Genomic DNA, 22,529 nt, shown 5'->3' with positions numbered 1-22,529 from the left:
TGCACCTTCCAAAGAGTTTTGAAGTTTGGTTTTTGAGTTTTGAGTTTTAAATTCACTCAGTCCTCAGTTTTCAATCTTCAAGCACTGACTTTGGCTTGGCTCAGGATTGCCATGTCTGTTGCCAGATTTAGGTTTCCCTGAATTTGAGAGCCGTCACTTGACAGATTTCTCCATCAAGGCTCAGTTTTCTAAGTCCGTAGCGTCTGCCATTCCGCCATGCCCCCCCGATGGGGAGAAGTGTCGTTACGTATCTTCTACAAAACTAACTTCATTGTCTATTGCACCATTAAATGGGGACTTTATGCAACTATTCCTTTAGTAGTCTCACTAATTAAGCGGCTGATTCCAGCAAACGGTAAAATATGGACAGTTCGTCGGGTGTCTAAACGGATAGTTCTCTGTTGGGAGACTTTTTGTGTTGATGTCCGCGCCGGGACGCCGGTACTCGCGCTCGTTCTTCTACCGCCAGAAAAAATTATGATGGTTGCGATATTGTATCTAGTTTTGAGTGGAGCCTACCTGGTAGTGATTCCCTTCGCCCTGTATGCCTACCTGCAACAGCGTTGGTATGTGGCTAGCTCCTTTGAACGGAGTTTCATGTATTTCCTGGTTTTCTTTTTCTTCCCAGGTTTGTTGCTCCTCAGCCCATTTTTGAATTTTCGACCCAAGCGGCGGCAAGTTCAGAGTTAAAGTTTGTCGTTGGGTAAGCGCTAAATGCGACGAATTGACATCATTGGAATTGGCATCGGCGTCTTTGCCGCCGGTGGAATTGTGTATTTGCTGTTGCTGGTGGCTGGGCTAGATAGCCTGGAAGCGGGGATTTGGAGTCAAGTTTTCCTAGTGGGCGGGTTGGTTGGCTGGCTGCTGACCTACCTGTTCCGAGTCGGAACGAAACGGATGACCTATAACCAGCAGCTCAAAGACTATGAAGAAGCCGTTTTACAAAAGCGACTGGAAGAATTGACGCCAGAAGAACTGGCTCAGCTGCAAGCTGAAATCGAACGGGAAAACAAATTAAAAAAATAGCTGATAGCCGTTAGCGGTCAGGTGTGTAGGGGCACGGTAATGCTGTGCCCGTATAAGAGCCTGTAGTTTCTTGTTTGCCCCTGACTGCTGATCCGTGAATTGCTAACGCCCGAAGTGCCACTGACCACTGACCACTGATTTTTGACAAATGACTTCAATTTCCGAGTGCTTTGAGTCTCTCGCGCGTCGCTCTGAATGTGCCTTAATTCCCTTTATCACAGCGGGAGATCCGGATCTGGAGACCACGGCTAAGGCGTTAAAAGTTCTTGATGCCGCCGGTGCTGACATGATTGAACTGGGCGTTCCCTATTCAGATCCGTTGGCAGATGGACCCACGATTCAAGCTGCCGCGACTCGCGCCTTGCAACGGGGAACCCGCTTGGAACAGGTAATAGAGATGGTATCCGGGGTTAGCAAAGAGGTGCGATCGCCTATCGTCCTATTTACCTACTACAACCCGATTCTAAACCGAGGCATTGAACCGTTCTTCAAGCAGATTGCGAATGCTGGGGTGCGGGGATTGGTCGTGCCAGATTTGCCCTTGGAGGAGTCTTCCAATCTGCTGCAAACTGCTGCCAGTATGGGAATTGATGTAGTTTTATTGGTAGCGCCTACCAGTTCCCCAGAGCGAATAGAAGCGATCGCGCGTCAGTCTCAGGGATTCATTTACTTGGTGAGTGTCACTGGCGTAACGGGAATGCGCTCTGGACTGGACTCGCGGGTGCAAGATATCCTCAAGCAGATCCGAAGCGTTACGGATAAGCCCATCGGCATTGGGTTTGGCATCTCCGAGCCAGAACACGCCCGTCAGGTGAAAGACTGGGGGGCAGATGCTGCAATTGTCGGGAGTGCCTTGGTGAAACGTTTGGCAGAAGGAACACCCGAACAGGGACTCGATGCGATCGCTGAGTTTTGCCGGAGTTTGAAAACGGCGATTACAACCTAACCCCGTTTGTAAAGTGAGTGGTGAGTTTTGAGTTATCAGAGAGTTTTTTAATTCAAAACTCATTACTTAAAACTTTTGTCTCATTTCTAATTAGCGATTAAATCATTAATCGCTACCCATAATTCTGGCGAGTAACATGGGCGCGATCTCGGTGACGGGCAAAACATACTGTGCTGCACCGAGAGCGATCGCTTCTTTTGGCATTCCAAACACCACACAGCTTTTCTCATCTTGGGCAATGGTAATGCCACCGGCACGAGCGATCGTTTCCATGCCTTCCGCACCGTCTCTACCCATCCCAGTCAACAATATCCCCACCGTTCCTTGACCGTAGAAACTCGCCACTGACTTAAAAGTGACTGTGACAGAGGGGCGATGTCCCCCCACTGGCAGGGCGGCAGAATGACAAAATCTGCCTTGAGTATCCAATTCTAAATGCAGCCGTTCCGGTGGAAAATAAATCGTTCTCGCTTTTGGTATTTCCCCAGCACGGGCAATTTTGACCGGCAAACGACATTCCAACCCTAACCAATCCACCATTCCTTGCAAAAACCCCTCACTGATGTGTTGAATACAAATCACTGGGAGGGGGAAATTCGCTGGCAGATGGATAAGAATGTTGTATAAAGCTTGCGGCCCTCCAGTAGACGCGCCAATCACCACGATTTTGGATTTTTGATGGGGGATTTTACCTTGAGAATTTATCGTCGAAAATTTAAAATCTAAAACTGGCTTCTTTCGATACTGGGTAAAGACACTCACGCCAGCGAGGATTTTAATCTTGCCAATTAACTCCTGTTTTACCAACTCATAATCCGATCCCGCACCACCACGAGGCTTGGGAAAAATATCCACTGCCCCCGCCTCTAAAAGCCGGAAAACATTTTGCCTATCCTCTTCCTGTACCGAAGTGCTAATCACCAGAATCGGACGAGGATAAGTTGCCATAACCTCAGAGATAAATTCCAGACCGTCCATCTGTGGCATATGTAGGTCTGTGCAAATCACCTGTGGCAAACAAGAAGGAATCAATGCCAATGCTTCCCGACCCGTTTGAGCCATTCCCACCACTTCAATTTCTGGTGAGGATGACAGAATTCGTTTCAGCACTGCCATTGCGATCGCAGAATCGTCTACTAATAAAACTCGAATTGGCATTTTGTTCATTGCTAATTGCTAATTATTCAAAAGCCATTAGCGATTAGCGATTAACTACACAAGTCTTCTTAAGGTTTCTAATAATATTTCTTGGTTAAAAGTGCCTTTGGTAATGTAAGCATTCGCACCAGCTTCTGCACCTCTGCGTTTATCTTCATCTGAAGCCAGAGATGTCACCAGAATGATTGGAATTTCATTATATTCCTTATTCTGGCGAATCTTTGCAGCAAAACTCAGACCGTCCAAATTCGGCATTTGCACGTCGGAAACCACCGCATCAAAAGAACGAGTTTTAAGTTTGTTGAAACCGTCCAATCCGTCCACTGCTGTTACCACTTCATAACCGGCACCCTCCAGAATGCGTTTTTCTTGAGTGCGAATGGCAATGGAATCTTCTGTCAACAAGATTACGGGTTTTCTGGTCTCTTCTGTAATGGGTGCAAACGATTTCACAAGCGGGTTTCGTTTTCGCACAGATTTAATTAAATCTGAAGGATTTAAAATCATGCAAACTTCCCCGGTACCGAGGATAGTTGCGCCAATCACATTGCGAACTCGTTTGAGCAATTTACTTTGAGATTTGAGTACCACATCCTGTTGATCTACCCAGCCATCAACGAATAGTCCCAGTTGGTCATCTCCCACTTTCAAAATAATGCAGGGCAGTTGTTCTAAATCGGTAGAAGTCGTTCGTTGTCCGTTGCTACTGGCGACTGGAAATTCCAGCAAATCTGCCAGTCGCGCGACGGAAACCGGGTGTCCATTCACAACAATGGTTTCTCTGCCTTCAATCGTAAAAATTTGATTCTGGGAAATCAACCGCATTGTTTGCACAAACTCCACTGGAAGGGCGTAAGCTTTTCCGCTCACTTCCACAATCAGTACCGGCGCGGTTGCCAGGGTCGTGCCTAAACAGAGCCGAAGCGTGCAGCCTTTTCCAGGTGTTGATTCAACCTCAATGCTGCCTTTGAGACGTTCTACATTGGTGCGAACCACGTCTAACCCTACGCCTCTGCCTGAAACCTCGGTCACAAAAGTCCGCGTTGAGAAACCAGGGGCAAAAATCAACGAGTGAATTTGAGCCGGTGTCATGGCTGCAAGTTCTTCTTCCCGGCAGAGTCCGCGTTTGAGAGCTGTCTGCTTAATCTTTTCGATGTCTAATCCTTGCCCATCATCCTTAATGGCGATCGCAATATTTGTGGCAGTTTGGTAGCTTTTGATCTGAATAGTAGCGGTACGCGGCTTTCCCTGCGCTTCCCGCTCTGCTGGTGTCTCAATACCATGATCGACGCAGTTGCGAAGGATATGCATCAAGGGGTCTTTCATTTCTTCCAAGATGCGCTTGTCCGCTTTGGTTTCGCCGCCTTCAATGACCAGATTGACTTCTTTATTTTGCTGTCTGGCTAAATCCCGTACCATCCGGGGAAATAACTGAAAAATGGTGGATAGGGGCAACAGGCGGAGAGTGCGAATGCCTTCTTCCAAGTCACCGGCAATGGTGTCCAGTCTGGCGGTATCTTCATAGATGGCATCTCTTAACTGGTTGATCAGAACTCCCAGGCGCTCATCGAAGTCCTGTAGAGGCTGGCTTCCTCCATTCATACTGTAGGATTGCCCCCCCACCGACGCTGTAGAGATGGGCTTCCTCCGCCCGTTCTGAGCGGCAGAGGTGACACTTACTGCTTGCCTGTCACCTGTTATCTTTTCTTTGTGTAGGGCCAGGGCTGAAGTTTTCTGCACGCTTAGACGGCTCGACTCCTCCCATAGCGTCACGATTTCCTCAATTTCAGCGAGTCGATGGGCAATGCGGATTTTGGTAACGGTGAGTTCGCCTGCTTGGGTCAGCAATGCATCAAGATTGCGGGTTTCGACGCGAATCGTTTCGATGCGGTAGGGTTCGCCGAGGGCAACGGGGGGGGAGTTTGGGTGTTGAGAGCCGTTGTGCGAAAAGTTGGGTGGACTGTCCTTACTGTTGGGAGCATCAGGGGCAGGTTTGACACCCACCTCCACTGGTGTGAGGGATGCGGGTGTTTGGAGAAAGGTTGTCTGTAATACTTCTATGTTGGCGGATGTTTCGGGCAGTTCGGAAGTTATATCCGGGGAAAGGGTTTCTTGCTCAATTGCTTCCTCATGTTCTGGCTGAACTGCTTCCTCCTCTTCTGGCTGAATGCCTTCTGGGTCTAAATAATTCTGATTATTCTGATTCGCTGGAGTTGTAAATTCAGCTCCCATCATGTGGGCGAGGACGAGAAAGGTGTTGATACCTGTGGGTTCCCCGGTGACGGCTTCGCAGACCAGTTTGCGAATGGCATCTAAGCCTTGATAGAGGCGATCGCATATTGCAGATACCAGTTGTGTCTCGCCACGTTTGACACCTCCCAAAATATGTTCCAGCTGATGGGTGAGAGTTTCCACATCGCGCACGCCCAGCATTCGAGCATCACCTTTGAGACTGTGGGCTTCCCGCAATAATTCTTCTAGTCGAGCTTCGTCGTTGGGGTACTTTTCTAAATGCAGCAACCCATCATCAAGTTTCTGCAAATGTTCTTCGCTGGCAATTTTGAATAAATCTCGGAGTTCGTCGTCTTCTATCATCATGGTTAACTGAGAAGCTTTTAGCTTTCGATTCTTAGTTTTAGAGATAATTAGCCGTAATTTTTTGGGATATTTTTAAGCGAATATAGCAATCCTGATTGAATAGTGAAATTTTCTTTTGTTAACGAACCGCGTTGGCGGAGCCTGTGCCTTAGCGCTTAGACGCTCTAGCAAAGCAGGGGGAAGATCAGGACGCCAAGTAAGAGAGAAAAAGGAGCAGATAATTTTACGACTCTTGCACGGATTGCTATAGGATTCGCTACACCACTGACTTGAGGCTCAGAGCCGCTTCATTCAATCTTTGGATGCCGATTTTAGTTTGAGTAATGCCACTGGCATTTTCTTTAGCTGCGACATTAAGGCTGCTCATTGCATCAACGACTTGTTGAATCGCGATCGCTTGTTGTTTGGCAGAAAGCGAAATTTGTTGACTGTTTATGGCGATATTTTCGATGGCATCAGCTACGCCGGTGAATGCTTGTGCTGTGCCCTGAGCGGTTTTCACCCCAGCTTCCACCGTTTTCGTCCCTTCATCCGTCACCATCACCGTGACATTGATCGCGTTTTGAATATCGCTAACGAGGACGTTAATCTTTCCGGCAGATTTCTTACTTTGTTCTGCCAGTTTGCGAATTTCTGCCGCCACTACCGCAAAGCCTTTGCCGTGTTCGCCAGCTCGAACAGCTTCAACGGCTGCATTCAGTGCCAGCATATTCGTCTGGTTGGCTAAGTCACTCACCAAGCCAGAGATATTACCGATTTGATTCGTTTGCTCGGATAGACGGAGAATTTGAGAAGCGATCGCTCCCACTCTATCCTTGAGCAGCGCCATTTCCTCCAAAGTTCGCCCGACGGCTTGGCTTCCACCCTCCGTCAGCGACAGCACTTGCCGCGATCCAGTTGCTGCTGCCTCGGCTTGCTCTGCTGATTGCTGGGATGAAGCACCCAACTCATCCATCGTGATCGTGGTTTGATTTACAGACGCCGCTTGTTGAGCTGCCGTGCGTTCTTGTTGCTCTACCGTGGCAGCGATTTCTGATGAAGAAGTGACAATCGTGTTGACAATGCCAGATATTTTGGCACCCAGCGGCTTAGCAATCGTGATGCTGAAGAAAACACCAAAAATAATCGCAGTCAGGGGGCCAAGAATCATCCCAACAAACACCCAAAAAGAGGTTTGAGCCACATCTGTTTCTGCTACCTTCTGGGCTGCTTCCCCAAAGTTCTGGTTGTATTCCACAACTGCTAGCACCGATTCTGTGGCTGTGTTAAATGAGTTTAGTTCTTCATTTGCTGCCAGTTCGCTAAGTTCGTCCAGCAGGGCATCCGCCGCTTTTGCCCGTGCAAATTCTGGTGAAGTCTGCCTCTCCTGACTTACAAGCTCAGCCAGCCGATTCGCAGGATCTAAGACGCCCAGTTTGGCAAATTGTTGATAAATACCCAGGAATCTTTCATGGTCTTGCTGCCACCTTTTCCAGTCCCCAAGAAATTTTTGATAGAGCTTTTTTTCGTCGGCAGTCTGTGAAACTGACTCATATTGTTTAAACCCTTCATCAATCTGCGCTTTAGCATTTTTAATTCTATTCAATTCAAACTGGCGATTTTCGGTTTTCAAAAATGTATTGAGTAGCGCTCGTTCCGATGACTGGATTTGGGTCTGTCCTTCATTGATTTTCCACAATCCAGTTACGCTAGGCAAAGTATTATTCCCCAGTGTATTAATATGGTCGCCCAGCCGAGTAGCTCCGCTCCAACCTACGAGAGCAACCACTAATACAATTAGACCCATTAGTAAAAATGAGCCGATTAATCGAGATTGTAAAGATAAACTTTTAAACATCAGACTTATCCTGCATTATTAAATTCGATGATTGGGTAAAGATTGAAGTCAGCTTTCTTTAGATTTTGTCGCTAAGTTTGATTTTGCTCGTACTAGTATTTTTTTGTTTCCTCAGTCAAGCCACCATGACTCGCTGGATAGCGATCGCTTAGGGCGATACAAGGAGTGAGAGAAAGCCAGTAACTCAAAATACTGTAGCTAATTTACCCGTTTTATGACTTTTCGTTTTTAAATTTAATACACCTAGAGGATTAGTATAAATACTGGCGATAAATTCTTCTTAGGGTAGGTTCTCCTAAAAAATTGAATTGCCAAAGAGAGGATTGTTTAGGAAATGTAAAATTTCTTAGTCAAACTTGCCCCTAACATCTCTATAATCCACCAAGAAAATACTCTTTGGAATTTTTTTAAAAATCTATACATACTTAGTCCTGTGTTAGAACGGCTCTTATTATTAATCCCTCTTTTGCTCTAGGAGTGTTAAGAGTTTAAAAAACTTAAAATATAGAAATGATATTTATTCACGTTGCCAACCAGCCGCGTACAGATTAACCAAATGACTGCCTTGAATCTCAACGCAGCTTTGTTGAGGTTTTAAGTGCCAATCAGTTGAGTAATGCCGCAAGCGGTGTCTTTGGCTTGCTGATTGGGAGCCTTCAGCGCTCCAACAACCTGTTAGATAGCGGCTTTCGCTCTTCTCTTCTCAGCATCGCTGCCCCTTCTAATGTTAGCGATGCCGCCTGGGTTGCTTTCTCAGCCAGCATTAAAGCTTTCTGGGCAATGGAATTTAACAACTAATCACACTTCTTCATCAACCATCAACCCTGCTTGCATCAGGATTTTGGGTAAATCTAAAATAGCTATCATCTTTTCGCCGTAAGCAACCGTTCCTCGGAGGTATTCTTCATTAACAGAACGGGCTGCGGCAGGTACTGGCATCATCTCCGTTAGGTGCAAATACATCACATCCAATACCTCATCAACTATCAAACCAGCCACCAGATCGTCAATGCAAGCAACCATCGCCTTCGCGGTATTCTCTAAATTACCCAATGGTAAATTTAATACCCCACGAATATCGATTAATGTCAAAATCTCACCCCGCAAATTCATATTGCCGACAATATAAGCTGGGCAACAAGGAATCGGAGTAACTTTGCGAATATCAGTAAATTCGCGCACGTTCCCCAAATCTACCCCAAAATATTCACCATTTAAATTAATCACTGCCATCGGGCGGCTTCCCGTAAAATCTTGGTTCTCCGCTTGTCGCCTTAAATTTTCTGCCCGTTCCTGGAAAATCGCTATTTCTTCTGAGGTTTTATTGGAGAAAAATAGGCGTCTCTCTTTGGGAGAACCAAAGGCAATATCAGCTTTTGTTTCTGGATTTAGCGATGTTTTTCCTGTAATTAATGTTTCAATTTGTTCTGTAGATTGGAGGAGCCTTTCCGGGTTTAGTAACATCACGATATCTGCCTCTAGATTGGCAATCCCCGTAACAAAATGGGGTTGATTCGCGATTTTTCGTTTATAGGAAAAATCTGCCGCGATCGCATTAGTGTAAATCTTCTGCACGTCATGAACTTCATTGACAATAATGCCAAATCTAAATCCCTGACATACCAGAACAATTACACTATCCGTAAGGCGATATTCTGGGAATCCGTACCCCAGGCGAAAATGAAGATCCATGACTGGTAAGATTTCACCCCGGAGATTAAGCACTCCTACCATTTCAGGCGGTGCTTCTACGATTGGCGTTAACTCTGGGAGAAAGAAAATCTCTTGTACTGAAAATGCTTCTACTCCATAAAGGGAAGCATTCAAGCTGAAAATAATATATTGTTTATATTCCATAGAGATTATAACTGTGGTTGGAACATTTTTTGGATGTGTACGATCAATTCTCCAACGGTCATTTTTTCTTGGGATTCAACTATCGATTCTTGAGGTAATTTTTTTAAAATTCCTAAAGCAACTGTTCGCATTTTTAAAGCTCTAGAAAGATTTCCTTCTAGTTCGTAAATGCCGCTAATTTCCAGATATGCCAAGATAGAGGAAGGCACTAAGTAAATGATTTTTTTTAATAAACTTTTAGCTTCTTCAACATCCCCTCGTTCTTCCGCAATATGGGCGAGTAGGTATAAAGGTTTTTCAGAAAGAGAATCGATTTTAAGTGCTTGTTGGCAGTAGTGAACTGCCTTGCCATATTCACCTAAGTTGGCATATATTTGAGCCATCAGATAGTAAGAGTCAAAGTTTTTAGGTGCCAAAGCGATCGCTTGCTCTGTTTTTTGAATTGCTGAGGGATAATACTTCTGTTTAAAAAGGGTTTCAGCTTCACAGAGAAATGTCTGAAAGCTTGAATTATTCGCCGATTTCTCGCTGATTTCAAGATTGGATAAGCGTCTGCATTCATTGACTTCGTTACTAATTTTGTCTTTTATTGGCACCAGAGAATAATTTTTAGAAACTAAGTGTGCTAGTTCTATTTTCACCTTATTTGCTGCTAGGGAAGATGGGCAAAGTATTGGTTCTTCAGTGTCAGAATAAACTTTTGCTTTCTTCCTTGAAAGCTTCCCTCCAACCGTCTCTTTAGGGCGTTGATAGATCGTTGATTCGGGAAACGACTCCGTGTGAAATAAGCTGATATCTATCCCCTGAAGTTCAGCATGAGCCGTCAAAAGATATCCTTCTGTTTGTAAAGTATTGTAAAATTTATTGACAACAAGTGAAATAGCAGGTTTATCAAAATAAACAAAGACATTTCGACAAAGAATTAAATCAATATTTTGAACATCTAACAATAAATTAGGAAAGGGCGTTTTAATTAAATTGACAGTTTTGAAATCAACTATGTCTTGAATGTTGTTGTTAATTTTCCATTCCGTCCCATGTGGCTCAAAGTAGCAGTTTTGTAGTTTCTGGTCTAACAATCGAAATGACCAAGAACTATAAACTCCTTGTTTTGCTTTATTGATAGACTCTTGATTGATATCTGTTCCTAAAATATACAGATTCCAGCTTTCCCAATCTGGAATGAGTTCGGTGAGGAGAATAGCTAGAGAATACGGTTCTTCGCCAGTTGAGCATCCCGCGCTCCAAATTCGCAGGGTTTTCGTTTCCTTCTTAGCGGCTATCAATCGCGGTAAAATTTGATATCTTAATAGAGAAAACTGACCTTTATCTCGAAAGAAATAACTTTCGCCAATTGTTAACAAATTCGCTAGTTCTTGCCATTCGCCCTGACTTTGATAAGTATCGGTTTCTAATAATTGGTAATAAGCCTCAGGAAGATAGATAGAAATGACGTTCATCCGGAAGCAAATTTTTTCACATAAAGCTTCTCGCTCTTGCAAACGAATCTGTAAGCCTGTATGAGTCCCAATGAGTTGTATAAAACGCTGTATGAGAGCTTCATTAAATTGTCTTTGAAATGACACGGAATCTCCTTCTCATTAAACTTCCCTGGTAGGACGAGTAAATAGCTTACTGAATACAAGAGGGCGATCGCTTTAGCGGCAGATGCATTCCTCGGCAAGGGCAACGCTTAGTCGTGTTGAGTGGTTACAGGCAAGGAATCATAGGAATTTCAATCCAAAACTCTGCTCCCTGTCCTGGTTCTGACACGCACTTGAGCATTCCGCCATGTTTCTCCACCACAATTTGGTAGCTAATGGATAGCCCCAAACCAGTTCCCTTGCCGACTGGCTTGGTGGTAAAGAAGGGGTCAAACAGACGCTTGATAACGTTCTCTGGCATTCCTGGGCCATTGTCTCGAATCCGAATCACAACGACTTGGTTCTTGGTCATTGGTAATGGATCTTCGGTGATTGGCGTCAGCGACGTGTTAGGGCTTCCAGTCTCTTCCTCATTACCCGTTAGACGATTACGGATTTCGGTGGCGATAGTAATTTTCCTTGGTTCGGGTTGGCTGTCGAGGGCATCAATCGCATTGCTGAGAATGTTCATGAACACTTGATTGAGCTGACCGGCGTAGCAATCGACTAAGGGAAGATTGCCGTACTCCTTCAAGACTTGAATCCCGCCGTAAGCGCCATTGGGTTTCAGACGGCTATGGAGAATTAGCAAACTATTGTCGATTCCCTCGTGGATATCGACCGGCTTCATTTCAGCTTCATCCAGACGAGAGAAGTTCCGCAATGACAAGACAATCTGACGGATGCGGTCAGCGCCCATTTGCATGGAAGATAGCATTTTGGGCAAGTCATCAATGATGAACTCTAAATCAATCTCTTCTTCTTGCGCTTGAATTGCGGGAACGGGATTGGTGTAGTGCTGTTGATAGAGGTGTACGAGATCGAGTAGGTCTTGAATGTAGTCGCTGGTGTGGCTGAGGTTGCCGGTGATGAAATTGACTGGGTTGTTGATTTCGTGAGCAATCCCAGCGACCATTTGACCCAAGCTGGACATTTTTTCGGTCTGAATCAGCTGAGATTGGGCTTGTTTGAGATTGTGCAATGCTTGCTCTAGTTGTTGCGTCTGGGTTTGCGCGGCACGGGCGGCGGCACGGCTTTGGGCGTAGAGTTCGGCTTGGTCAATGGCGATCGCTAGCTGATCCACGACGCCTTGCAGTAACTCAATTTCGCTGTCAAGCCAGGGACGAGATCCACTGCTATGACTACAGACAATCGCGCCTAAATGACCGGCGTGGGTTTTCAAAGGTAGCAGCAGCACCGAACGAACGCCCAAATTGCTCAGTAGAGGTGCGATTTGCATTTCTCCATCCTCGGCATTTAGGCTGCGATCGCTTGTCAGATCGTCAACCCGCAACGTCTGAAGTTTGCGGATTTTGTCGCTTAGGGGATCGAGTTTTTCTGGGGGACACTCGGAGAGCAAACTCGGTCTACTGTCTTCTGCTGTCGCTTCGTGAGTTACGGTCAGACTCGCCTGATTGGACTGCGCCCAGCACCACAAATACTGACATTGGTCAACTTGCAACAAACCGCGAATCTCATTTACGGCGGTTCCCAGAATGGTATCTAGGTCGAGGGAATCTCGAATCTGGCTTGCTAAGCGAAACAGCAAGGCTTCCCGACGTGCGGAGAGGGCTTCTTTCGCCCAAGACCGATCGATGGCGATCGCGATCGCGTTGACGACCCACCCTAAGACTTGATGAACGGCTTCGGTAAAACGTTGGCTGCTGCATACAGCCATGACGCCCACCAGTCGCTCTTCGACAATCAGGGGATAGGTTGCTAAATAGCTTTCGGGAATTCGCAAACAGCTTTCAGCGACAAAATCATCGTACAAGCGGGCTTCCAACCCGCCCCCAGACCGATAATTACTATCCTGAGTCAGGTAGGGTTGACGAGTTTGAGCGACGAAGCCGACGAGGGTACCGTCTAGAACCTGGTGACGCTGAGCCAACAAATCTTGCCAATACAATTCGCTGTCTCGATCAACCCTTGTCGTTGCTTGCAATTCCAAGCGATTGAGTTTTTGGTTAAATGTCCAGATACAAGCAAAAGTTGCATCGAGATGCTGCACCATTGCTTCCGTACAGTGATTGAGACTTTCCGATAAAGACCCAGCCGCACCCAAAGCAGTACCGATTTCTGCTTCTAGGGTCGAGAGGCGCGATCGCTCCATCAGTGCTGCTTCTGACTGTTTGCGACCTGTAACATCCCGGAAATAAACCGATAGACCATCTTGATAGGGATAGCCCCGCACTTCAAACCACGACTCCAGCGGCTCGTAGAACACCTCAAAGTGAACCGTTACTTGATTGGCAACTGCCCGCTGGTACTCCTGATAAAAATTAGAAGTGACTGCTTCTGGAAACTCATCCCAAATACACTGATTAATCAACTCATCTTTGCTTCTAAATAAAAGCTGCTCTGCCCGCGAGTTCAAATAGGTGAATCGCCACTCGGTATCTAAAGTAAAGAAAGCATCGGTAATACTTTCCAAAATGCTCCGAGTGCGGTTCTCGCTGTTGACAGCCGCCTCGCGTGCCGCCTGTTCTCTCGCCAAAAGCTGGATGCGCTCCTCCTCTTGCCGCTTGCGCTCGTCGATATCCGTGTTCGTCCCAAACCAACTAACGATTTTACCTTCGTTATCATGCACGGGTACCGCCCGTCCCAAGTGCCAGCGATAGTTTCCCTCAGCCGCATTCAGCAGGCGAAATTCAACTTCGTAAGGCTCTCCCGTAGAGAGAGAATGACTCCAACGGGCAATACACCCCGGCACATCCTCCGGATGCAGCACATCTTGCCATCCCCAGCCCACCATTTCCTCGAAGGTGCGTCCGAAATATTCTAGAACGCGCTGGTTCACATAATCGAGTGCGCCATCTGGCTGTGCCGTCCATACCTGTTGCGGAATCACTTCAGCTAAAGCGCGAAAGCGCTGTTCGCTCTGCCGTCGTAATTCTTCTGCCCTTTTGCGCTCAGTGATGTCTTGACGGATTGCTACATATTCAACGGGTTTTCCATCGGAATTTAAGACGGGCACAATGGTGGTATCTACCCAGTAACAAGTTCCGTCTTTGGCTCGATTTCTGATTTCGCCATGCCAGACGCCGCCACTACTGATGGTTGCCCACATCTGCTGAAAAAATTCCTTGGGGTGATAGTCAGAATTGACGATGCGGTGATTTTGTCCGAGCAGTTCCTCTTTGGAGTATTGAGAAATTTCGCAGAATTTATCGTTTACATAGTTAATCTTTCCGGTGGAGTCAGTAACTGCCACGATTGAAGATTGAGCGAGTGCAAACTTGATGTCTGCCACTTCTTTGAGAGATTCAGACAGTGCAAATTCAGCTCGCTGACGCTCTTGTTGTGCATGAGCGTCTTTGATGGTAATCATCAAGTATCCGGCAATATCAGTTAAGGTGGCTAGCTCATGTTCGCTCCATTTGTATGGTTGCGGCGAGTCAAAGCACAGCAAGCCTACTAACTGGTCGGAATACGGAAACGGTACGTCAAGCATAGACTGAGTTTGGACTGCCAGCAGGACATCAGCGAGAGGTGCTAGCCGGAAGTCTTGGGTAACATCGTTACAGATGAATGATTCGCCCATCTGCAAGGCATTGAGATATTCCGGAGCCGCAGTGAGGTCAACCACCGCTCCTGAGAGTTTCGGCATTCCTAGCGGCTCGATGGAGGAAATTACCGTCAAGATACCTTGGTGATTAATCGTTGAGTAAGCTATTCGCAGATAAGGGAAATATTCGCTAATTTGTTTGAGCGTGCGCTCAATTATTTGCTCTATCGACAAACCAGATCGGGTTTTAGTCGAGATGCTGTTAAGCAACTGAAGACGAGTTTTGCTCTTCAGAAGCGCTGTCTCGGCTCGCTTGGAGAGCGTGATGTCTGTCTGAATGCCAACCAAGTAAAGTAAATCGCCATTATCTGAGAACACGGGCGAAATTTTTAATTGGTTCCAGAAAGGTTGACCATCTTTGCGATAGTTTAGCAGCGTGACTTTAACTTCTTTCGCTTGAGCGATCGCATTCCTAATTTTTGCGATCGCTTCTGGATCGGTATCGGCACCTTGCAAAAACCGGCAGTTACGACCAATCGCTTCCGCTGGCTGATACCCAGTAATTCGGGTGAAAGCTGGATTCGCGTATACAATCGGGCAATCTAGTTGATGGGGATCGACGATGACAACGCCATCTGAAACTGACTTTACAGCTTGTGCCAGTTTCAGATTTTCTGCGGCGGCTCGACGCAAGGCATCTTCAGTTTGCTGACGTTTGGTGATATCCATGACTGTGCCGATCGTGCGAACCGTTGTTGCCGTTTCGCTGTAAAGAACTTTGCCTTTTCCCGCTAGCCAGCGGATACTGCCATCAGGACAGACAATGCGGAATTCAATCTCGTGGTCTGTTTTACCCTGAATAGAGGCAGCGATCGCCCCAGCGACAAGTTCCCGATCTTCAGGATGAACCCATTTTAGGAAGCATTCCTGAGTTGCGTCAGTGCCCGGAACTAAACCCAATAGCCCCTCTAAATTATCAGATCCTGTTGGAGCGATTCCTTCACCTGTCAAAAGATTAAAATCCTCAATGTTAGTGCCAGAAGCTGCTCGTCCCAACTGAAATCGGGTTTCTTTCTCCTGAAGTGCTGCTTCAGTTTGCTGTTGATTGATGATAATTTGTTCGAGGTTTGTTAAGTTTTTTCCCAGTTGTAAGTGAGCGATCGCTTGCCTTCCTAATGTCCCCACTGCTTCCTGCTGTTCCCTGCTTAAATCTCGCGGCACATCATCGAGGGCAGATAGCACCCCTACCATCACGCCCTCAGACGTGACTAAGGGCACACCCGCATAAAATCGGATTTTTGGATCGGATTTCACCAAGGCATGGCTAGCAAACCGTTTATCAGACAGGGTATCCCGAACGAGCATCAACTCGCATTCGCAGATTTCTGGTTGCAGGATGGCATAAGTGCAGAAAGCAACATAGGCGTCAGTGTCTGGGGTGGAAATGCCCAATTTTGACTGAAGCCAATGTTGTTTGCCATCCATAAAGCTGAGCAAAGCCATCTTTGTCTGGCAAATATAGGCTGCTAAACGGGTCACATCGTCGAAAGCAGCTACAGATATTTGAAGATACGCTAGCTCCGGAGGAGCCGTAACGCTGATGCGATCGGGGATAGAGTTGAGTAGCGGACACCATCCCAGAGCATCGAGCGGGATTGCTCCGTTTCCAAGTATTCTTGCGTTCATGTTAAGCGCCCTTTTCTGCGAATGCTGCACTTTTTAGGAGCTAGCTGTATAAATGTTTACTTTTATTAAAACCGGATGATGAAGGCACTCTTTGAGACTTACTTTCCCTTTGCCTCTATGAGAAGCTTTATTGAAAGTTATATGATGTAGATGTTCCCTTATTTAGTTACTGAACTTAATCTTTGATACTGCATCGCTCAAGTTAGGTTAGTTGATGCCAGCCACAGACTAAAAGAAACAACAGTGTAAAGTTTAGGTAGGCAATACCCTCTTCACCGCAATTGCCAAGCCACCATCCGTCTTTAGGGAAAGCTAGGTTTTTGGCTGCAAGCAGAAATGCGATCGCGCTTCTGCTTGCAGCCTGCTAACGAAGCCTTTCTAGAGCAACTTGGCAGAACCTTCTCTATCTAGGATTCCCGTCGAGGATATATTTCTATCACAGACTGATATTTTTTGATTAACAAACACCCCATCCGCTCTTTTAGTATTTTTATCTTTACAAAACAAATGCAGCTTCAGTTTGTTTTCTTGTTACAATTATTTAACTATATTCCCGTAATTCTTCTATTCACTGAGCAATAATCCTCAAGCTATAGTGCATATAGTAGAATGTTTATTTTAATAAAATTCAATTTTTGTAAAGCATTTTGAGATAGACAAACATTGAACAAACATTTATTAATAAGGAGTCCTAAAAAACTCAACGAAACTAGAAAAGCCTTAAATTAAGAATAGCTGGACAGGATAGATGTATTCTGACAAAGGAAAGCGATGCTCTCTTAGCTACTGGGGCTGACGTTAAAATAATTTGGATTGGGCTTTTTAATCGCCTTTGAACCAAATTCAACGATTGTAGGTTTTTGTATACTAAAAATTGGGTAAAGAAGATGTCTTCAACTTTAAGTGATATACCGACTATCCTAGCAGTGGATGATAGTAGCGTCATGCAGACGCTGATCAAACGTGCCCTAGAAAGAGACTACAGAGTTTTGGTGGCAGATAATGCAGTGGATGCCTTATCGGTGATTTACCACCAGCAGATTTCAATTTTATTACTGGATGTTTCCATGCCAGGGGTAGACGGCTTAGAACTCTGCCGCACAGTCCGGAGTTTACCGCAATTTAGCGAGCTACCCATCATCATGCTGACAGCGCGAGACGGAGTTTTTGATAAAGTACAAGGGCGTCTGGCGGGTGCAACTGAATATTTGACAAAACCCTTTGAGGCTGAGCAACTGCGCCAGATTGTTGGCAATTTTATTAATTCAAATTGTTCAACTGAAATTTAATTTCCACTCCCTCAAACTAGAAGTGTTAGCGTAGCGAATACTTGTTGGTTAAAATTAGTTACCAACACGATGCCATTGGTTCACATCCCCAACTTCTCTCTCGAAGTCGGGGATCTCGCCTTCAGGAATCATTTAAGACGGTTACAGTTATCCGATTCCAGGGTGATTTTGCTGATAGCTAATCGCAAAAATAGAGGCTTGAGATTAGCCATTAGCCATTCCTACTTTTCCGTCAACGTGAAAACCCCATCCCAGTTATCAGGAGGCGGTTCTTGGAGAAACAACTGACAGCGTTTCAGGTGCAAAGCAGCCGCTTTGTCGTTTTTGTCAATTTCTTCCAGAATCGTGCCAAACTCACCCATTGCGCGAGTAAACTTGCGATTTAGGTAATACTCGCGTCCTTTATGGTAAAGCTCGATCGTCATTTGCTTTTGATCTGAGATTTTCTCTTCCCGCAGTCCCACCAGTTCATAGATATTCACTGGCGTAGTCTTACCTTTGACTCGAATACAATCAAGTTCTCTTGCCCAAATCAGATTCTTGCAAGGCTGATAAGTGCTTTCGCTAATCACAATATCGCAACCATATTGTTTGCTAGCACCTTCTAAGCGAGATCCCAAATTCACTTCGTCACCAATTGCGGTGAACTCCATGCGCTTACTGGAGCCAATATTACCGCTAATTACCGTACCGGAATTAATCCCAATCCCAATCTTAAACGTTGGGAATCCGATGTCTTGGCGACAGGCATTAAATTCTGTCAAACGATGACGCATTTCGACGGCTGTTTGTACCGACATCCAGGCATGATCCGGCAAGGGTAAGGGAGAACCAAAGACTGCCATAATGGCATCGCCAATATATTTATCGAGGGTGCCTTTGTGTGTAAAAACAGCGTCTACCATCGACTCAAAATATTCATTGAGCATCTGCACCACGTCTTCTGCATTCATACTTTCAGTTAAGGTGGTGTAGCTGCGAATATCTGAGAACAAGATGGAAACTTCTTTTTTATCGCCCCCTAGTTTGGCATCACCGCTATTGATTAACTGTTCTGCCAATTCTTGCGTCATATAGCGGTACATCGTACTCTTGAGCCGTTTCTCCTGAGAGATGTCATCCATCACTACCAAGGCACCGTAGACGTTGTTATTGTCGCTGGCATCTGCAATGGAGTTAATTGACAGGTGAACGCTATGTTGTTCTTCTTCTGTAGAGAGCAGAGTTTGATCGGGGTAGTATTGCTGGCGGCTTTTTTCTTCAGCGGCGTCTATCGCAGCTTTAAACCATTTAGAAAAGTCACCTTCTTTGATGCGGATTAGATCGGCAATTTTTCTACCTTCTATATGGTCTTCATTTTTAAATCCTAAGAGTCGCTTGGCGCTTTCATTTGCTGCAATAATCTGACCGGATTTATCAGTAGAGAGAACTCCATTAGACAGGCTGCGGAGAATGTCACGCTGCATTTGTTCTTGCTGTTTGACCGTAGCAAACAATTTGGCATTTTGCAGCGCTACACCGGCTTGAATATTAAATGCTTCCATGAAAGCTTCATCACTTTGATTAAAGCTTGCCTTCCAGCATTCGGGAGGTTCGGGCCAAGTTTCCGGATTATAAGGGGGAAATTCTCCCTGTTTTTTCTTATTTACAAGTTGGGTGACACCAATCAACGCTTTGTCAGCGTTAAAGATTGGCATACATAATAAGCTACAAGTACGATAGCCATTTGCCTGATCGACTTGTTTAGACACTTCAGAATCTGGATCGGCATAGAGGTCAAAGGAGATATTCAGGGGTTTGCCGGATTCAGCAACTTTCCCGACATAACCTTTTCCGACTGGCACTCGCAGTTCTCGCATGGAACCGTCGGAAAGAGGGATTCTTGTCCACAAGTCATGGCGATCGCTATCTAACAGCCACAGGGTGCTACGATCTGCATTCATCAGCTCCTGGGCTTCATGCATCACCCGGTTCAGGGTATCTTCTAAGTCGAGATTGCTTTGGCTTAAGGATCGAGTCGCCTTCATCAAGGCATCAGAAGCCCGCTGTCTCTGCGTTGCCATGTAAAAAGAGCGGGAACTTTCTAGAATCAGGCGAATGGAAGGCGCAAATTCTGCAAAAATTCTTTCATCTTTTGAAGTAAAACCATTGAGATCGATTCTTTCCCCTAACGGCTTTCCTGGCTGATTTGGTAAATTTAATTTATTAATTAATTGAACGACAGCGACTAAATTTCCCTCTTCGTTTACCAGAGGTAAAGTCAACATCGTATAGGTGCGATAGCCATTTTCTTGGTCTTTCTTTTTGGCGAACGCAGAGCGCGGATCTTCGTAAAAATCAAAGGGAATATTAATACTTTTTTTATGGGTTGCTACCTCACCGGCAATGCCTTTATCGGCCGGAATCCGCAACTCTAAAGGTCGCCCCTCAGCGCCTTCAGCAAGAATTGACCAGAGTTGGTTCTTTTCTTCATCCAGTAAATAGATGGTTGTGCGATCTGCGCCGAGTAATTCTCCGGTTTTTAAGGTAATGGCATTCAACATTTCTTGAAGAATGGCATCAAACCCCTGACTATCAGTCAACATCGACAGGGTTTGATTGACTACCTGGAGCTTTTCTTCGACACCTGTGACGACTTCTTTGAAAGTTTCCTTATTCAGTGGGGCAAGAAGTGCCGTAAAACTGCCTTCTTTTGTGGCTAATGCACCACCCGTACCAGTAGGAATATTTGTAGGGGTTTGGGGAATTTGATTTCCTGTTTGATTTTCATCGTGGGGAACAACATCAATCACCCTGTCTGTATCGTTCCAACCATGCATTTTGGTAGATGAAGGTGTCATAGATTTTTTCAGATGCCTGAATTTGAGCGAGGTACGAGGCGGTGGAATTATCCTACAAATTTAACAGCCAAACTTTTTGTGCCTAGTGAGCAAATGCCATACTACTTACTCAACAGTTTACTCTTTGTTTTGGGGTTGGATAGAGGGCAGGTTATTTATTTGTTGTTCTTGGTCTTGCGTCCATTATGTTTGACTGCGGCTTGAGCTAGCAAGGACTCTGCAAAAGCGATCGCATCTTTGGCAGAATGTCCCCCAGCTAGTGTTGCTAATTCTTGGCGGCGAGTCTGGTGATTGTCAAGCACGCTGACTCGGACAACCGTGCGTTCGGAAGCCTGAAGGATGTAAGATGTCGGGTCTTCTTCCCGGAGTCCTTGAATTGCTCTCTCTAAGGGGAGGGTTGGATGAATTGCTTCGGCGTTGGTTGTCGAGACTTCGCCCTTTTTCCCAGCCTTCTTGGAGGGATCTGGCTTCTGGCTTCCTTCAACGACGTGTTTATCGACGCGGAAATGGCGGTCAGCCATTGCGGCGACGAGGGGTTGGTGAGTGACGCAAAGAACTTGATGTCCCTGAGAAAGTTGGTGGAGTTTCTCAGCGATCGCTTGGGCAACCCGTCCGGACACCCCGACATCGATTTCGTCAAAAATTAGGGTTCCGGCAGCTTCCAGTTGCGAGAAACAAGCTTTCAGCGCCAGCAGGAAGCGGCTCATTTCCCCCCCAGAGGCAGTAGCAGACAGCGGTTGCAGGGGTTCGCCTGGGTTGGGACTAAAATAAAAGGCGATCGCGTCGGCACCTGTTGCGGTTGGGGGACAAGGGGTAATTTTGACTTGAAACTGCACCTTTTCCATCGCTAAAGGCTTGAGTTCTGCCACGAGCCTGCTTTCTAGTTTGTTGGCAGCAACGCCGCGCAAAGCGGTCAACTGGTCAGCCGTAGATGTCAAAGTTTCATGACATTGAGAATAGATTTTTTCCAGTTCTTCGAGGGAGTGACCGCTATCGGTGAGGAGAGCGAGTTCAGCTTGGATGCTCTGACTGTAGGCGATCGCTTCCCCTAACGTCGGGCCATACTTACGGCAAATCTGCTTCAGGGTGCGGATGCGCTCTTCCACTTCCGCCAGTCGCTGGGGATCGGCTTCTAAAGAAGCACCGTAAGCATTAATTTGCTGTCCGGCTTCCACCACTTGCGCCAGAGCCGTACTCACCATATCCAGAACGGGTTGCAGCGTGGCATCATACGTTACCATATCAATCAGCGTGGCTTCAGCTTGACCTAATAAGTCTGCACCCGCTGACTCCCCCGCATCATTTTGATAAAGAGCTTGATAAACCTGATAACTCAGCTGTTGTAACTCCACCACATGACTTAAGCGCTGGCGTTCTTGTTCGAGCTGTTCTGGCTCATCCGGTTCGCTCAAATTAGCGGCAGTTAATTCTTGGGCTTGATACTGTAGCAAATCGAGCCGTTGCAAGCGTTGCTGCTCGGACTGACGGCGTTTGTCTAAGCGATCTCGTGCTTGTTGGCAGTCGAGATAGGCAGCTTGAACGACTGAGCGTTGCTGTAGCACCGCCTCGCCGCCATAGACATCCAGTAACTCTCGCTGAAGCGCGGGTGCCACGAGTTGCACGGTTTGACCTTGGGCAGTAATTTCTACTAAGCGATCGCGCAGGCGATCCATTAATTGCCGGTTGACCAGAACGCCATTGACGCGAGAGCGGCTGCGGAGGCTTCCTTGCAGGCAGGCTATCTCCCGACAACAAACCACTGCTGTATCATCCAGCAGCTCGATCTCTTGTTCGGAGAGCCACTCGGTCACAACTCGGTCAACCTTGAAGGTGGCTTCAACCAAAGCGCGATCGCTACCCGTGCGAATCGACCATTTGCTGACTTTTCCGCCCAAGGCGGCGTCAATCGCATCCAGGATAATCGACTTTCCCGCGCCGGTTTCGCCGGTCAGAACATTCAATCCAGAGCCAAATTCAAGCTCCAGATGGTCAATCAAGGCAAAGTTTTCAATCCGTAGGGACAGGAGCATGGAGCAAAATTCACCTTGAGGGAAGAGGGCAGGCAGTGGCAACCCAATGAACAATGGCAAGTGCGAAGCATTTGATGCTGTGCGAGTTATTTAAAAAAGGTACTGGGCTAC

Annotated in this window: 13 protein-coding genes; 5 read left to right on the top strand and 8 right to left on the bottom strand. The window is 46.2% G+C overall.

The annotated features are described in order from the left end of the window. Window positions 1–477: 477 nt before the first annotated feature. The 3 genes from ndhL to trpA all read left to right on the top strand — a co-directional run bounded on the left by ndhL (window position 478) and on the right by trpA (window position 1,972). Window positions 478–690, top strand: coding sequence for an NAD(P)H-quinone oxidoreductase subunit L (gene ndhL / locus NC996_RS00165; RefSeq protein ID WP_190413562.1), 213 nt, complete (start codon window positions 478–480; stop codon window positions 688–690). Between the two features lie 24 nt (window positions 691–714). After that, a complete protein-coding gene (locus NC996_RS00160) occupies window positions 715–1,026 on the top strand; it encodes a DUF3007 family protein (protein ID WP_190413560.1) in 312 nt (103 codons plus the stop codon). A gap of 148 nt (window positions 1,027–1,174) precedes the next feature. Further along, window positions 1,175–1,972: a tryptophan synthase subunit alpha gene (trpA, locus tag NC996_RS00155; RefSeq protein WP_190428699.1), complete on the top strand. Its 798-nt coding sequence runs from the start codon at window positions 1,175–1,177 to the stop codon at window positions 1,970–1,972. Between the two features lie 105 nt (window positions 1,973–2,077). On the opposite strand, the gene cheB is transcribed toward trpA, so the two are convergent. The 3 genes from cheB to NC996_RS00140 form a co-directional block, all read right to left on the bottom strand. Further along, window positions 2,078–3,130, bottom strand: coding sequence for a chemotaxis-specific protein-glutamate methyltransferase CheB (gene cheB / locus NC996_RS00150; RefSeq protein WP_190683454.1), 1,053 nt, complete (start codon window positions 3,128–3,130; stop codon window positions 2,078–2,080). Window positions 3,131–3,184: 54 nt separating this feature from the next. Further along, window positions 3,185–5,725, bottom strand: coding sequence for a hybrid sensor histidine kinase/response regulator (locus NC996_RS00145; RefSeq protein WP_190683451.1), 2,541 nt, complete (start codon window positions 5,723–5,725; stop codon window positions 3,185–3,187). A 259-nt stretch (window positions 5,726–5,984) separates the two neighbouring features. Further along, a complete protein-coding gene (locus tag NC996_RS00140; RefSeq protein WP_190683092.1) occupies window positions 5,985–7,565 on the bottom strand; it encodes a methyl-accepting chemotaxis protein in 1,581 nt (526 codons plus the stop codon). Between the two features lie 609 nt (window positions 7,566–8,174). Here NC996_RS00140 and NC996_RS00135 point away from each other — a divergent pair. Then, window positions 8,175–8,363 (top strand): hypothetical protein, encoded by a 189-nt coding sequence (locus tag NC996_RS00135; RefSeq protein WP_190532961.1) that lies wholly within the window; start codon window positions 8,175–8,177, stop codon window positions 8,361–8,363. Here the strand turns inward: NC996_RS00135 and NC996_RS00130 are convergent, their stop codons facing one another. From NC996_RS00130 to NC996_RS00120, 3 genes are all read right to left on the bottom strand, one after another. Further along, window positions 8,364–9,422, bottom strand: a complete 1,059-nt coding sequence (locus NC996_RS00130; protein ID WP_190683089.1) for a chemotaxis protein CheW — start codon at window positions 9,420–9,422, stop codon at window positions 8,364–8,366. 5 nt (window positions 9,423–9,427) lie between these two features. Further along, entirely contained in the window at window positions 9,428–11,008 is a 1,581-nt protein-coding gene (locus tag NC996_RS00125; protein ID WP_190683087.1) for a CheR family methyltransferase, read from the bottom strand. A gap of 124 nt (window positions 11,009–11,132) precedes the next feature. Continuing rightward, window positions 11,133–16,259 carry a PAS domain S-box protein gene (locus NC996_RS00120; RefSeq protein ID WP_190683084.1) on the bottom strand — a complete coding sequence of 1,709 codons (5,127 nt, stop codon included), beginning with the start codon at window positions 16,257–16,259 and terminating at the stop codon, window positions 11,133–11,135. 887 nt (window positions 16,260–17,146) lie between these two features. On the opposite strand from NC996_RS00120, the gene NC996_RS00115 reads away from it, so the two are divergent. Beyond that, entirely contained in the window at window positions 17,147–17,548 is a 402-nt protein-coding gene (locus NC996_RS00115; protein WP_190683081.1) for a response regulator, read from the top strand. 221 nt (window positions 17,549–17,769) lie between these two features. Here NC996_RS00115 and NC996_RS00110 read toward each other — a convergent pair whose 3' ends face one another. After that, window positions 17,770–20,388, bottom strand: coding sequence for an adenylate/guanylate cyclase domain-containing protein (locus NC996_RS00110; RefSeq protein WP_242028979.1), 2,619 nt, complete (start codon window positions 20,386–20,388; stop codon window positions 17,770–17,772). A gap of 155 nt (window positions 20,389–20,543) precedes the next feature. Beyond that, window positions 20,544–22,418 (bottom strand): DNA repair protein RecN, encoded by a 1,875-nt coding sequence (recN, locus tag NC996_RS00105; protein WP_190413543.1) that lies wholly within the window; start codon window positions 22,416–22,418, stop codon window positions 20,544–20,546. Window positions 22,419–22,529: the final 111 nt, after the last annotated feature.

Origin of the sequence: Trichocoleus sp. ST-U2 (assembly GCF_039961875.1) — a bacterium.
Classification (GTDB): Bacteria; Cyanobacteriota; Cyanobacteriia; order Cyanobacteriales; family FACHB-T130; genus FACHB-T130.
Note: the sequence above shows the minus strand (reverse complement) of the source record. Positions and strands in the feature narration are given on the sequence as shown.